The 13,993-nt window shown below is 68.6% G+C and carries 13 protein-coding genes and 1 pseudogene; 7 read left to right on the forward strand and 7 right to left on the reverse strand.

From position 1 onward, the window contains the following. Positions 1-339: 339 nt before the first annotated feature. Positions 340-384 (forward strand): annotated as a pseudogene (locus AMK34_RS43905) (hypothetical protein); the annotation flags it as partial. Positions 385-567: 183 nt separating this feature from the next. On the opposite strand, the gene AMK34_RS07100 reads toward AMK34_RS43905, so the two are convergent. After that, entirely contained in the window at positions 568-1,758 is a 1,191-nt protein-coding gene (locus AMK34_RS07100; RefSeq protein WP_073843753.1) for a globin domain-containing protein, read from the reverse strand. Between the two features lie 245 nt (positions 1,759-2,003). Between AMK34_RS07100 and AMK34_RS07105 the strand changes: the two genes are divergently transcribed. The 5 genes from AMK34_RS07105 to AMK34_RS42955 all read left to right on the forward strand — a co-directional run bounded on the left by AMK34_RS07105 (position 2,004) and on the right by AMK34_RS42955 (position 6,932). Then, positions 2,004-2,888: a universal stress protein gene (locus AMK34_RS07105; RefSeq protein ID WP_073843755.1), complete on the forward strand. Its 885-nt coding sequence runs from the start codon at positions 2,004-2,006 to the stop codon at positions 2,886-2,888. A gap of 11 nt (positions 2,889-2,899) precedes the next feature. Further along, a complete protein-coding gene (locus AMK34_RS07110; RefSeq protein ID WP_241832701.1) occupies positions 2,900-5,572 on the forward strand; it encodes a cation-translocating P-type ATPase in 2,673 nt (890 codons plus the stop codon). A 130-nt stretch (positions 5,573-5,702) separates the two neighbouring features. Continuing rightward, positions 5,703-5,990, forward strand: a complete 288-nt coding sequence (locus AMK34_RS07115; RefSeq protein ID WP_241832702.1) for a PLD nuclease N-terminal domain-containing protein — start codon at positions 5,703-5,705, stop codon at positions 5,988-5,990. Positions 5,991-6,290: 300 nt separating this feature from the next. Continuing rightward, on the forward strand, positions 6,291-6,770 hold the full coding sequence (locus tag AMK34_RS07125; RefSeq protein ID WP_073843760.1) for a DUF6069 family protein: 480 nt from the start codon (positions 6,291-6,293) through the stop codon (positions 6,768-6,770). Between the two features lie 3 nt (positions 6,771-6,773). Then, complete coding sequence (locus AMK34_RS42955) at positions 6,774-6,932, forward strand: hypothetical protein (protein WP_158073273.1); 159 nt, start codon at positions 6,774-6,776, stop codon at positions 6,930-6,932. A 275-nt stretch (positions 6,933-7,207) separates the two neighbouring features. On the opposite strand, the gene AMK34_RS07130 is transcribed toward AMK34_RS42955, so the two are convergent. The 5 genes from AMK34_RS07130 to AMK34_RS43910 are packed head-to-tail and all read right to left on the reverse strand — an operon-like array spanning position 7,208 to position 11,976. Continuing rightward, positions 7,208-8,365 (reverse strand): ABC transporter permease, encoded by a 1,158-nt coding sequence (locus tag AMK34_RS07130; protein WP_073843761.1) that lies wholly within the window; start codon positions 8,363-8,365, stop codon positions 7,208-7,210. Further along, on the reverse strand, positions 8,362-9,513 hold the full coding sequence (locus AMK34_RS07135; protein WP_073843762.1) for an ABC transporter permease: 1,152 nt from the start codon (positions 9,511-9,513) through the stop codon (positions 8,362-8,364). The genes AMK34_RS07130 and AMK34_RS07135 overlap by 4 nt, the downstream gene beginning before the upstream one ends. 10 nt (positions 9,514-9,523) lie before the next feature. Further along, complete coding sequence (locus AMK34_RS07140; RefSeq protein ID WP_073843763.1) at positions 9,524-10,483, reverse strand: ABC transporter ATP-binding protein; 960 nt, start codon at positions 10,481-10,483, stop codon at positions 9,524-9,526. A gap of 12 nt (positions 10,484-10,495) precedes the next feature. Further along, positions 10,496-11,299, reverse strand: coding sequence for a sigma 54 modulation/S30EA ribosomal C-terminal domain-containing protein (locus AMK34_RS07145; protein WP_073843765.1), 804 nt, complete (start codon positions 11,297-11,299; stop codon positions 10,496-10,498). A 53-nt stretch (positions 11,300-11,352) separates the two neighbouring features. After that, complete coding sequence (locus AMK34_RS43910; protein ID WP_073843767.1) at positions 11,353-11,976, reverse strand: universal stress protein; 624 nt, start codon at positions 11,974-11,976, stop codon at positions 11,353-11,355. 140 nt (positions 11,977-12,116) lie between these two features. Between AMK34_RS43910 and AMK34_RS07155 the strand changes: the two genes are divergently transcribed. After that, the gene (locus tag AMK34_RS07155; RefSeq protein ID WP_073843768.1) at positions 12,117-13,157 is read left to right on the forward strand and encodes a zinc-dependent alcohol dehydrogenase family protein; all 1,041 of its coding nucleotides are present in this window, start codon (positions 12,117-12,119) and stop codon (positions 13,155-13,157) included. A gap of 125 nt (positions 13,158-13,282) precedes the next feature. Here AMK34_RS07155 and AMK34_RS07160 read toward each other — a convergent pair whose 3' ends face one another. After that, complete coding sequence (locus AMK34_RS07160) at positions 13,283-13,978, reverse strand: CBS domain-containing protein (protein WP_073844640.1); 696 nt, start codon at positions 13,976-13,978, stop codon at positions 13,283-13,285. Between the last annotated feature and the right edge of the window lie 15 nt (positions 13,979-13,993).

The following is a 13,993-nucleotide window of genomic DNA, read 5'->3' on the forward strand; positions in this document are numbered from 1 at the left end:
TTAGAACCCGAATCGCCACTCACGACCACCTCGCGCCGACACGTCACGCTCGCCTTGTCCCTCAGGAAAGGACATGCCGTGCCTGCAATCGCTCCGCCCGAGCTGATCGGCAAGACCGTCGGTGACGTGCTGGTGCGACAGCCCAAAACGTCACCAGTGGACATTTCCGTCGATCAGGCCTGGGCCTGCTTCGCCGACGACCACGTCCACATGCTCCTGCTCACGGAGTCCGGACGTCTCATCGGCACCCTCATCCGAACCGACCTGCCCTCGGACCTGGACGGCACCGGCCTCGCTCTGCCCCACTCGCGGATGTCGGGCCGGACGGTCGCCGTGGACATGCCCGCCGAACAGGCACGCCTGCTCCTCTTGGCCCGTGGACAACGGCGATTCGCCGTTGTCGATCACGACGGCACCATCGTGGGCCTGCTCTGTCTCAAACGTCGTCTGACCGGGTTCTGCAGCGACGCCGACGTCTCCGCGCTCAGCCGCCTCAACAAGTACATGAAGGCCCCCTTCCTTGCGTCAGGCGCAAGGAAGGGGGCCTTCATGTACTTCACACCGGGGTCAGTCCCGGTCGAGCATTCCGGGGCCGAACACCTCGTAGTGGACGCGTTCGGCGGCCAGGCCGCGCCGGATCAGCCCGGCGCGGATCCCGTGCATGAACGGCAAGGGACCACACAGGTAGGCGGTAGTGCCCGGAGGTAGCGGGAGCGCGTCGACGTCCATGAGACCGGGCCGCGAGCTGTCATCGTGGTCGTTCTCGTACCAGTACAACTCCTCGACGTCACCCAAACCCGTTGCCGCCTGGGCGCATTCGCGACGGAGCGCGTGGTGGGCGGGTGAGCGGTCGGCGTGGGCGAGGATGATCCGCCGGGTCGGCTGGGTGCAGGCGAGGTGATCCAGCATGGCGGCCATCGGGGTGATCCCGATCCCGGCGCTGGCCAGGAGCACCGGTCCGTCGCCGGTGTCGAGGGTCGTCTCGCCCGCGGGTGGCCCGAGTAGCAGGGTGTCGTCTTCGGCCACACGGTCGTGGAGGTGGTTGGACACCGCGCCGTCCGGGGCGCCGTCGTGGCCGCGAACCCGGCGGACGGTGATCCGCAACGAACCCCTTCCAGGACCCTGCGACAGTGAGTACTGGCGTGGCTGGCGACGGCCGTCGGGCAGGTCCACAGCAACCGAAACGTACTGGCCGGGCAAGAGCTCTGGGACAGCCGCGCCGTCATCGGGCACCAGCGTGAACGACACCGCGTCGACGGCCTCGTCGACGCGTTTGGCCACGCGCCAGCGTCGCCAGAGGTCGGCGGGATCGAGATCGCCGCGTTCATAGAGACGGGCTTCGGCCGAGATCAGCCGGCAGGCGAGCAGCCAGTAGACCTCGTGCCACGCCGCGGAGACTTCGGGGGTGACCGCGGCACCGAGGACCGTACCGACGGCGTTGAGCAAATAGTGACCGACGAGCGGGTACTGCTCGGCCCGGATGCCCAGCGACACGTGCTTGTGCGCGATCCGCTCGGCGACGCGTTCGAACGGCACGGCGTCGTCGCCGTCGAGCAGGTGTTCGGCGAAGCCGGCGACGGCCGACGCCAGCGCGAGCTTCTGGCGGCCGTCGGCCTGGTTGCCCTGGTTGAACAGGTCGAGCAGTTCCGGATGCGCGGCGAACATCGACGAGTAGAACTCACCGGTGATTTCCACGGCGTGCGCGCGCACGACGGGCAAGGTGGCGCGAACCACCTCGGCGGATGCTGGGGACAGCAAGGAATTCTCCTTCTTCGGGGAAGCGGACCAGGCCTCGCAAGGCGCCGATGCGGCCACGACCGGTCTCTCTTTTCCCGATCCTGCCGGGAACGGGGTGCGGCACCTAGGGATCTTCGACGTACTCGGCCGGGGACCTTGGTCCCTGCGAACCTCGGCCGATGGCACTGGGACCGGAATCCGGGGAACGACAAGGTGGGTGACGTGATCAGCAGTGCCTGCGGGCGTACTCCCGATTCGAGGACACGATGACCGCACCAGACGTGCGACCGGTAGTGGTGGGTGTGGACGGCTCTTCTTCGGCCCTCCACGCGGCGCGCTGGGCCGCGACCGAAGCGGCGAGGCGGAAGGCGCCGTTGTCGATCACGCATGCCTGCATGCTCATCCCGGTACAGCTGCCGCCCGGGGTCGAGTTGCCGAGGCCGTACGCCGACGCGCTGACCGAACAAGGACGGGAAGTGCTCGCGGCCGCCTCGGAGGCGGCCAGGGAAGCCGCCCCCGCGGTCGACGTGACCACCGAGCTGCGCGGCGGAGCCGCGGCCGAGCACCTCATCGGGCGATCGGCCTCGGCGGAGTTGATCGTGCTGGGCTCTCGCGGCCTTGGCGGGTTCACCGGGCTGCTGGTCGGCTCGATCGCGGTCGCGGTGGCGACGCACGGGCACTGCCCGGTCATCGTCGTCCGGGGAACGGATCGGCCACAGGACGCACCGGTCGTCGTCGGTGTGGACGGTTCGCCGACAAGTGAAGCGGCTTTGGCTTTCGCGTTCGACGCCGCCGCGGCGCGCGGTACACGTCTGGTCGCCGTGCGCGCCTGGTCGGACTTCGCCGTGGACATCGCATGGAAGTTCGTCGCCGCTCTGGACTGGGAGAGCATCCATTCAGTGGAGACGCGGCTGGTGGACCAGCAACTCGACGCCTACCGAAGCAGGTATCCCGACGTCCCCGTACAGGGTGTCGTCGTTCGCGACCGGCCCGCGCACACGCTCCTCGAACACTCGCAGGACGCCCAGCTCGTCGTTGTCGGTTCCCGAGGCCGAGGTGGCTTCCGCGGACTGCTTCTGGGCTCCACCAGCCAGGCGCTGATCCACCACTCCGCCTCTGCGGTGGCCGTCGTCCCGCCCGCCTGGCAGTGAAAGCCGTGCCGGTGAACGGAGTCGCACGAGCCGCCAGCCGGCTATTGGAAGTTTCCGGTCCCTGGTGTTCGGAGGCCGGAGAGCTGGCGTCCCGCCTCGACGTCGATCCGGAACGTGGCCTGGATTCCTCGGACGCGAGCGACCGGCTCGAGATGACCGGGCCCAACCGGCTCGCCGAGGCGGCGTCCAGGCCGTGGTGGCGGGTACTGGTGGCACAGGTGGCCAGCCCGCTGAACCTCGTGCTCGTGGTGGCGGCCGCGTTGGCGGGCGTGGTGGAGCGGTCGTATCGGGAAGCGCTCGTCATCGGGCTGGTCCTCGGCTTGAACGGCGTCCTGGGTTTCGTGCAGGAACGACGGGCGGATCGAGCGGTCGCCGCACTGAAGAGCCTGCTCAGCCCGTCTGCCCGGGTCCGCCGCGACGGCCGGGTGACCGAGGTGCCCGCTGCCGAACTCGTGCCGGGTGACGTCGTCCTGGTGGAAGCCGGTGACCGCGTGCCCGCGGACGGCCGGGTGCTGTCGACGGTGAACCTGGAAGCCGACGAATCCGGGTTGACCGGCGAATCCACCCCGGTGCCCAAATCCGTGGAGCCGCGGCAAAGCGAAGTGGCGCTGCCCGATCGAACGTCCATGGCCCACATGACGAGCATCGTCACGAGGGGCCGCGGCGAGCTGCTGGTCACGGGCACCGGCATGCGCACGGAGATCGGCAAGGTCGCCGGGCTGCTGGAACGCACCGATTCGACACGGACACCGTTGCAGCGGCAGCTGGACAGGCTCGGCGTGCGCCTGGCCTACCTCGCCGGCGTGGCGGTCCTGCTCGTGGCGGTACTGCAATTCGCGGCAGGCGGCGGTATCGGTGAGGTGATCACGCTGGCCGTCGCGCTCGGCGTGGCCGCCATCCCGGAGGGACTGCCCGCGGTCGTCACGGTGACACTGGCGCTGGGAATGCGGCGGATGGCCCGTCAGCGCGCGATCGTCAAACGGCTCCCCGCGGTGGAGACCCTCGGCGCGACGACGGTCATCTGTACCGACAAGACCGGCACGCTCACGTTGAACCAGATGACCGCGCGTTCGCTGTGGTACGCCGGTCTCCGCTACCTGGTGTCGGGTGAGGGCTACGGCTTCGAAGGCGCGATCACCGCCGAAGACGGTGGTGAACTCCCCGACCTCGGTGAGCTGCTGACCACCGCGGTGCTGTGCAACGACGCCGTCGTCCAAGACGCCGCTCTGGTCGGCGATCCGACCGAGGGCGCGCTGGTGACCCTGGCGGGCAAAGCGGGACTGGACGTCATGGCGCTGCGCGGTGCCACTCCCCGCGTCTCCGAGATCCCCTTCGACTCCGCCCTCAAATACATGGCGACGTTCCATCGTCGCGGCCCCGCGATCCGAGCGCACGTGAAAGGAGCGGCGGACGTCCTGCTCAACCTGGCCACGCACGTGCGCCGGGAACACGGTGACGTCCCGCTCGACGACGACGAACGCCGCCGGGTCCTGGTGGAACTCGATCATCTCGCGGGACGCGGTCAGCGCGTCTTGGCGATCGCGCACGGCGACACGGACGCCGGGACGCCCGCGCTGCCGCGACGACTGGTCCTGATCGGGCTGATCGGCCTGCTCGACCCACCACGACCGGAAGCCCGCGCCGCGGTCGCCGAATGCCACGCCGCCGGCATCGACGTCAAGATGATCACCGGTGATCACCTGGCCACCGCGACCTCCATCGCCCGTGCGGTCGGCATCGAGGGCGACGGCATGTCGGGGCCGGACATCGACCGGCTCGACGACCGTGCCCTCGAACAGGCCGCGACCACCACCGGCGTGTTCGCGCGAGTGGCACCGGAGCACAAGATCCGCATCGTCGACACGCTCAAGCGGCGAGGCGACGTCGTCGCCATGACCGGTGACGGCGTGAACGACGCACCGGCGCTCAAAGCCGCCCACATCGGTGTGGCCATGGGGATCACCGGTTCGGACGTGTCCAAGGAAGCCGCTGCGATGATCCTCACCGACGACAATTTCGCGACCATCGTCCGGGCAGTCCGCGCCGGCCGCACGATCTACGACAACATCGTCAAGTTCGTCCGCTTCCAGGTGGGCACCAATGTCGCCGCGATCCTCACCATGGTGCTCGGCTCCCTGTTGTTCAGTACCGGAACCAGCGTTCTGACACCGCTGATGTTGTTGTGGGTCAACGTGATCGCCGACGGCCCCCCGGCACTGGCGCTCGGCCTGGAACCACCGCGGCGAGCCGTCATGGAGGAGCCGCCACGACGCCCGGGAGCGCAGATCCTCAGCGCCGGACGCCTGACGCGGATCCTGTTGTCCGGACTCGTGATGGTGGCCGGCACCCTCTACGCGTTCGCCCACGGCCTGGACCGCGGCATCGAAGTGGCGCACACCCTGGCCTTCGTGACCTTCGTGGTGTTCCAGCTGTTCAACATCCTCAACGTCCGCGATGAACGTGCCTCGGCGTTCGGCAGGCTCCTTTTCCGTAACAGGCGGCTCTGGGCAGCACTGGGTGCGGTGCTCGCCCTGCAGATCTGCGCCGTGTACCTGCCCGCCGCGCAATCCCTGTTCGGCACGACCGCCTTGACCGCCCTCGACTGGCTCGCCGCCACCGCGATCGCGTCTTCCGTCCTGTGGGCCGAAGAACTACGCAAGGCAGTGGCACGCCGACGGTCATAGATCCCGGCCGGACCGCGAACACTCATTTTCTCCGGTTCCCGGTAAAAGATCGCGCCAGGCCGATTCCACCGAGGCCGAACAGACCACACCTCAGGACCTCCGTCCCTCCCACCGGAGACACCTATCGGAGATGCTCGACGAACCGGAAGACGAGCGACGGGAGCGGATGATGAACCACGACGAGGAAGCCGGACGCCACAAGCCCCCGGCCGCGGTCCTGGGATTCCTCACCGGAGTCCAGCTCACCCTCGCGACAGTGGCGTGGACCGATCTGGCGATGCGGCCCGCCACAGACATCCGGGGTACCAAGAAGGCATGGGCCCTCATCATCGCGATCAACTTCATCGGGCCGATCGCCTACCTCACCTACGGCAGACGACCGCTCGACCCCGGCGCCAGGTCGGCCGAGCGGGTATGACGATGCTTCGGACGGCCGACGTCGGTGGCCCGTCCATTCCCGCGTACCGGACCGTGGTCCCGGTGCCGGCATCGAGTACCCGCCGCAGGCTCCAAGCGTTCCGCGAAGGCCATCGGCGGTAGGCGCACTGACGCGGCCGTACCCACTCGACGTCCTCGGCGCGCGGACCCAGGGCGTGATCGGCTACCTGCTCGGCCCGGCACTGCGGAACGTCGTACCCCGGTACGCAGGCCGTTGGTCCCGCCATCGGGGTTCCTCGGCCCCTTCTGCACAACGGGGCCGGCGAGCAAGGTTTTCCCCATGGACAACGACTTCGAGGAAAAGGATCGACCTGCCGTCAACGGAGCACGGCTGTGGGCGGGCGGTGCCGCGACGGCGGTGACCGCCGCCCTGACCGCGATCGTCGGGATCCTGATCGCGCGCGGCCTGGTCAAAGTCGCCGTACTGGCACCAAGCCGCGAAGGTGCGTGGGGTGGCGCGAGCAGCCTCACCTATGCCCTCGCCTCGGCGGCCATCGCACTCGCGGCGACCGCCCTGCTGCACCTCCTGCTGCTCACCGCGCCGAAGCCCAGGACGTTCTTCGGCTGGATCATGGTGCTCTTCACCGCGATCGCCGTCGTGATCCCGCTCAGCCTGGGTGCCGCACTCGACGCGAGGCTCGCGACGGCGATCATCAATCTGGCCATCGGGCTCGCCATCACGATCACGCTGTCCGGCGTCGCGGGTTCGGCCGTCCGATCGCGGAGGACGACCGGATCGTTCGAGCACGAATCACCCTGACCAATGAGCGGCCGCCCCGAGGCCACCCTCATCGTGATGGCCGAGGGCGCCCAACTGGCGGAGCACGACTCGCCCCCGGCCGCCACACTGCACGTCATCACCGGAAGCGTTCGACTGAGCACCCACGACCACGAGACCGGCTCCTCGATCGCGGTCGGCTGACCGCCGTCCCACCCGAGCGGCACCGCCTGACGGCGTTCCTCGACAGCGCCGTCCTGCTCACTGTCTCGCTCCACTGAGCATCCGGTCAGGCGGTGGTCACCACCCCATCCGGTCCGCGATTCGGAATCGAGTTCGTCGGCCCGGAAGGCCACGCCACGGCACTGCCCGCGGTCCAGGCATGGGCCGCCGGTCAGGGCTGGAGGTCCCGGTCCTCGCCGAACGGCGCCGCGCTTCCGCACTGGGTGCGCGTTGCTCGTCCTGCCGCACCGCCGGCCTCAAGCGGTCAAGGACCGCCGCAGCCGCAGCGTCGCCGCGCCGAGGAAGAGGGCCGCGAAGGCACCGAGCATCGCCAAGGGCCTCAAGATGTCGACGAGTCCGCCGCCCCGCGACAGGATCGTGGTCCAGGCGTCGACCGCCCAAGCGTGCGGCGTGACGTGTCCTGCCGCGCGTACGGCGGGCGGAACGATTTCCAACGGCCAGGTGCAGCCCCCGAGCATGCCGGCCCCGATGCCGACCGCGGGGCCGATGGCCGACGCCTGCTCAGGGGTGCGGAACAGGGCACCGCTCAGCATCCCCGCGCCGGCACCGACGAGACCCCACATGAAGGTCAAGGTGACAGCCGCGAGGGGGTCGCCCCAGTTGACTCCGAAGAGCAGGCCGCCCACCACGATGATCAGACCGGATTGGAGCAAGGTCAACGCGAGGTAGCAAAGCGTTTCACCGAGGATGACCTCACGCGGGCAGGCCGGCCCGGCGAGGATCCGGGCATGGATACCGAGCCGCCTGGTCTGGATCAAGGCCGCACCGCCGGCGAGCGCGTTGATGAAGACGAAGAACACGAGCATGGTCGGCGCGCTGTAGCTGAATCCCGGAGGCAGTACGTCGCCGGTGGTTCCCACCGTTTCGGCTCGCACGGCGATCTGAGGCACCGTCGGGTCGAGTGCGCGGGCCAGTGGCAACAGCTCGTCGAAGGAAGCAGAGGTCCGGCTCGCGGCGAAGGCGGCGGCCTGAACGGTCGCCGCGTGGTCCGCGACCACCGACGCGACCGCCGACCAGGCTCCCTGACCTGTGCCCGAAGCGGCGGTGGCGAGCAACGGGAGTTCGACCGCCGCCCCGGCTGTCAGAGTCTCGTCCATCCCGGCCGGGATGAGCAGAACCGCGTCGACTTCGTTGCGCCGCAAGGCGTCCTTCGCCGCCTGCTCCTCGGTGAACGGACTGGTGACCAGCGTTCCCGCGGCGGCGAGACTTTGGGTCAGCTCGACGGCGAAACGTCCTTCCGCCGCCACGACAGCGACCCTGAACCCGTTCTGACCACGCATCACCGCGCCGATCACCAGTATCACGACGACCGGTAGCAAGACGATGAAGAACAACGCGATCCGGTCTCGCGCCAGCCTCCGGAGCGACACCAACGCGATGGTCACCACGTTCATCTGAACCTCTTCCGGTAGATCGGCACCGTGATGGCCGAAATCACCACGCAGAACAACAGAATCGCCAAGACCGGCTGGACGACGCTGATCCAGCCCGCTCCCCCGGCGAGATCCGTGAAGGCCCGCAACGCCCACCCGTTCGGCGTCAGCAGAGCGAGCTTCCGCATGATCTCCGGTGCACCGCCCAGCATGATGAAGTTGCCGCCGAGCAGGACCAGCCCGAAGATCACCAGTGACGCGATGCCCTCTGCCTGCCGATCGCTGCCGGCCACCGCGATCACGAAGGCGGTCAGACAGACCAGCGTCAGTGCCAGCGCGACGATCACCATGCCGACGGCGACCGGCGGCCCCCACCCCGGACCGAGAACCAAACCGGTGATCAGCGCGACCGACGACAGGCTGGCGACGCCGTAGACGAAGGTGGCCAACGCCTTTCCGAGGAGCAGCGCTCCGGCGCCGACCGGGGCGACGGAGATCCGATCGAGGGTGCCGTTCGCACGTTCCTCGAAGTATCCGCGCGCACCGAAACCGATCGCGAAGAACATGAAGAAGATCCCCATCGCGGGACCGTAGTATCCGGCCGCGGTGAGCCGGCCGGTCCCGGCCGCCTTGGGCACGACCTGCCCGGGAAGCCGCAATCCGGCGGTCTCCGATGGATCCACGGGTCCGGCTCCGGCTGCCAGCGCCGTCGCCATCGAGAGGCGGTCGGCGTTCAGCTGAGCGACGAAGGACTCGCCGATGGATCGGGCGACCGTTCCGGCGAGCGGCGAATCGACTCCGGAAAGCACGGTCATCGGCTCGGCCGGGCCGCCGTGTGCCGCGGCGGTGAAGCCTGGGGGGATCAGAAAAACCGCACCTAGTCCCCCCTCGTCGATCAATGCACGGGCTTCGGCTTCGCCAGGCACGGGGACAACGTCGAGTACGGAGTCCAGCTTTGGTCCGGAGAGAAGAGCCGTGAACGCCGTCGCCAACGCCCCGCCGTCCTGGTCGACGACGGCCACCTTGGTGTGGAAATGCTCCCCTCCCTGGAAGGCGAAGCTCATCAGCAAGGCCACGGCCACCGGTGCGAGGAATCCGAGTACCCACGCCGATCGGTCCCGCAGCCGCTGGCGCAGGTCCTTGGCCGCCACGACGAACGCCGCATGCATTTCGGCTCCCTCAGTCTCGGAGTGCGGCGCCGGTGAGGTGGAGGAAGACCGCCTCGAGGTCGGGCTCGGTCACTTCGACCGAGCGCACTCCGACCTCGGACCTCTCGGCCGCGTCGAGAACCGCGGGCAGCATGCGACGGCCCTCGCGCACGATCAGGTGGACTTCGTCGCCCGCGGAATCGACTTTCTCGATTCCCGTGACAGAGCCGATCCGGTCCACCAGCCGGGCCGGATCCCCGTCGGTGGAGAGCGTGATGCGGTCATGCTCGCCCAGGCGGTCTATCAGCTCGCGACGGGTGCCTTCGGCGATCAGGCGGCCGCGGTCGATGATGCCGACCCGGTCGCACAGCCGTTCGGCCTCTTCCATGTAGTGCGTGGTGTACAGGACGGCCATCCCGCTCGCGCCGAGCGCCCGCACGTTCTCCATGATCGCGTGCCTGCTCTGCGGATCGACCCCGACCGTCGGCTCGTCGAGGATCAGCAGCGTCGGCCGGTGCATCAAGCCTGCTCCGATGTTGAGCCGGCGGCGCATCCCACCGGAGAAGGACTCGACCCGGTCCCCGGCACGGTCGGTGAGGCCGATCAACTCCAGCACTTCGTCGATCCGCCGGTCCAGTGCCTTGCCGCGTAGCCGGTACAACCGGGCGAAGAACCGCAGATTCTCCCGTGCGGTGAGATCCGGATACAGCGCGACATCCTGAGGGACATAGCCGATCCGTTCCCGGGACACCACGGCCCCGCCGTCGGCGGCACCCGCGATCGTGATGCTGCCGGCGTCCGCCCGCAGCAAACCGCACACCAGCCGGATGATGGTCGTCTTCCCCGCGCCGTTCGGGCCAAGCAGGCCATAGGTTTCGCCGGCGCGGATGGAGAAACCGACATCGTCGACGGCGACCCGGTCACCGAAGCGCTTGGTCAGCCCCGCCACCGCCAGCACCTCGGCCTGCCCGGCGCGCGGTGGCTCGGTCATGGGAAGAGTCACCTAGACCGCCGGGGTGATCAGGCCGTAGTGACCGTCGTAGCGGTGGTACAGGACGCTGCCCCGGCCGCGTTCGGCGTCGAGGTAGAACAGGAACGGCAAGCCGGTCAGGCCGAGCCGTTCCACGGCCTCCACTGTGGCCAGAAACGGCGCCGGCCGCCCGCTGATCGTGAGAGGAAGCTTGAAGGGGCTCAGGTCGTGCGGGCCCGGCGGGACGATCTGAGCGAGCCGATGCATGGTCGGCCCGGCGTGATAGAGCACGCTGTCCTGCCCGGTACCGGTCTCGGTGAACAGATGGAAGTCGTAGTCGAGGAGGTGCATGTCGACGAACGCCTCGTCGACCGTCGACCGGGCCAGCGAGTACGACTTGTGCCGCACGATCTCTCGTTCCCGCTCCGGCCTCGGGAACCAGGGCCCGCGTGCGGCGGCAACCGACTCGTGGCGCCATTCGCCGGGATCCGGAACGGGACGCCCTCCTCGCCGGGCTTCCCAGTGCAGGGCACTCTTCTCCAGTTGCTGCCGGAGTTTCGCGTCCATCCGATCGATCGCCTCGTCCACCGACGACGCCGCCGCCTGCGCGCGTACCGGCCTGCCGCTCACGTCCAGGGACGCCTGCGCCGTCACCGACTTCTCCCGTGCGGGGTCTCCGTACTTGGTCAGTCGCACCGAAGCCGCCAGTACCGGCCGGTGGGCGAGCCTCATCAGGCGCGAGACCTTGGCGGCCGCACGGCTCGCGGAATCCGGTTCGATATCGCCGCGTACCGCCACCCGCACCTCGGGCGTCGTCATGGTCTTCTTCGTCCGCATCGATCGTCCTTCCCAAGTCGGTGCCCTAATCGGTACGCCGGTCGACCGGCGCGTCACCAGGGACCTAGGACGCCGCGGGAAGGGACCTTGGGGTCTCTGCCGCGATCGCCCGACGGTTCATGCACATCTGCGATGCCACACCATGACGGCTGACATCGGCGAGTGCGTGGGGATGGGATCCTGTCGCAGGGCGATATCGGCATCGTCACCCTCGGCGGTGGATCTGCCGGAGCTCCACAGGGTGCCGTTACGGAACGAGTGAGCGCGTCTCTCGGACGATCATGACCGGACACTCGGCGTGATGGCGAGCCGCTGCCCCAGGGCGCGATTTTCGTTCTCCCGCACAGATTCGCCGGGAAAAGGCAGTGCACTTCACCGGTGAAGAGTCCCGCGACATCGCCGTCGTGCCACGCATGCAACGCGACCAAGGGGACCTTCCGGTTGGCGGCTTCTTCGAAGGCCCAGGCGAGCACTTCCTCACTCAACGGACTGCCGTCCACCCCGACCACTACCGGCCCGGCGTCATGCGGTCCTCGGACGACCACGATCGGGCAGGCGGCACTTGAAGACAGGCAGGACGCGGACACTCCGGCGAACAGGCCGGCGACCTCTCCGGCGGGAGCCCCGATCAGCGCGGAGATCGGACCCGTGTCGACGGCCGCGGTGGTCACCTCCACCCTCGGGGACCGCCGATTCGCAACCGTCGCGGCGGCGATGCGGCCGGACGTCTCGGCACGCAGGGGCTTTCGGCTCTGTGTCGAATCCCTGCACGGCGAAAGGCTCGAACCGGCAATCCTTCCGCGAATAAGGAGAAAACATGAAGGCGCTGGTTTACGACGGGCCGGGGCGGCGGGCTTGGACCGACCGGCCCCAGCCGGAACTCACCGCGGCGACCGACGCGATCGTCCGCGTCGACGCGGTCACCATCTGCGGCACGGATCTGCACATCCTGAAAGGCGACGTCCCGGCGGTGGAGCACGGCCGGGTCCTCGGGCACGAGGCGGTCGGCACGATCATGGAGGTCGGTCAGGCGGTGACGACCCTGAAGCCGGGCGATCGGGTACTCGTCTCCTGTATCACCGCGTGCGGACGATGCGAATACTGCCGGAAGGCCGTCTACGGGCAGTGTCTCGGCGGTGGCGGCTGGATCCTGGGCCACCGGATCGACGGCGTACAGGCGGAGTTCGTGCGCGTTCCGTTCGCCGAGACGTCCACCTACCTACTGCCGAAAGGCGTCGCGGACGAGGCCGCCTTGATGCTGGCCGACATCATGCCGACCTCCTACGAAGTCGGCGCCCGCAACGGGAAGGTCCAACCCGGCGACTGTGTCGCGATCGTCGGGGCGGGACCGATCGGGCTCGCCGCGATCACCACGGCGCAGCTGTTCGGGCCGAGTTCCATCGTGGTGATCGACAAGGAACCGAGCAGGCTCGCCGCCGCGAAGAACTTCGGCGCGGACGTACTCCTCCAGCCCGGCGAGAACCCGGCAGCGGCCATCGCCGAGGTGACCGGCGGCCTCGGGGCGGACGTCGCGATCGAAGCGGTCGGCGTGCCGGAGACCTTCGAACTGTGCACGGAACTGGTCCGTCCCGGCGGGCACGTCGCGAACGTCGGTGTCCACGGCGCGCCCGCGACGCTGCACCTGGAGAACCTCTGGATCCGCGACATCACCATCACCACGGGCCTGGTCGACACCTCGAGCACCTCGATGCTGCTGCGGATGCTCGCGGCGGGACGGCTCGACACGACCCGGTTCATCACGCACCGGTTCGGACTCGACGAGATGGACGAGGCCTACGACGTCTTCGCCCGGCCTCAGGAGAGCGACGCGCTCAAGGTCGCCCTTTTCCGCAACTGAGAACGCCGACGGTGGCCCGATGTCGCTTGGCCAGGCTGAAGGCTCCCTTCACCGCATTAGCCGCAGCGAAGGGAGCCTTTCACCACACCACCGCTCCACAAAGGACGAAAGCGGGCCGTATCGGCTCAGGAGTGACGCTGGAACGCCTCGATGACGCCGGTGTTGACCGGTTCCTCGATCGGCAGGTGGCTGTCGTCCAGTTCGGCGGTGAGATGTTCGCGGACGTCCACCACACCGTCGAGCCGCCGGATGAGCGCCACGATCACCGGGATCATGCCAGTGCGCTCCACCTGGCCGCTCACCGTCACGACGCCGTTGTGCACGGCGACCGACAGAGTGTCGGGATCGATCGCCATCGCGCGTTTGATGACCTCGTCACGGACCTCTTCGCGCAACCCCGAGTCCGACCGGAGAAAGCCGCGCAGCAGATCGGATCTCCCGACGATACCCACCAGTTTCGCGTCGTCGTCGAGAACCGGCAGCCGGTGCACCCCGTGGTCCTCCATCAGCCGGATCGCTTCGGCCACACCGGCGTCCTGCGGCACCGTGATCGCGGGCGCGGTCATCAGCTCGTCGGCGTGGCTTCCCCGCACCTTGCGCCGTAACCGGGGCCGGAACCGCAGCAGACGGTGCCGGATCTCGCGTTCCAGCAGATCACGCTGGGACACGACGCCGACCACCGTGCCGTCGTCGTCCACGACGGGCACACCGCTCACTCCCCACGACGAGAGAAGGACGGTGATCCCCTTGAACGGGGTATCGGGCCGTACCGTGAGCACCTGGCCGCGCATCACCTCGCGCACTCGACGGCGTTCGCTCATCTCGATCTCCTTTCC

The sequence above is a fragment of the Amycolatopsis sp. CB00013 genome (assembly GCF_001905755.1).
In the GTDB taxonomy this organism is placed as follows: domain Bacteria; phylum Actinomycetota; class Actinomycetes; order Mycobacteriales; family Pseudonocardiaceae; genus Amycolatopsis; species Amycolatopsis japonica.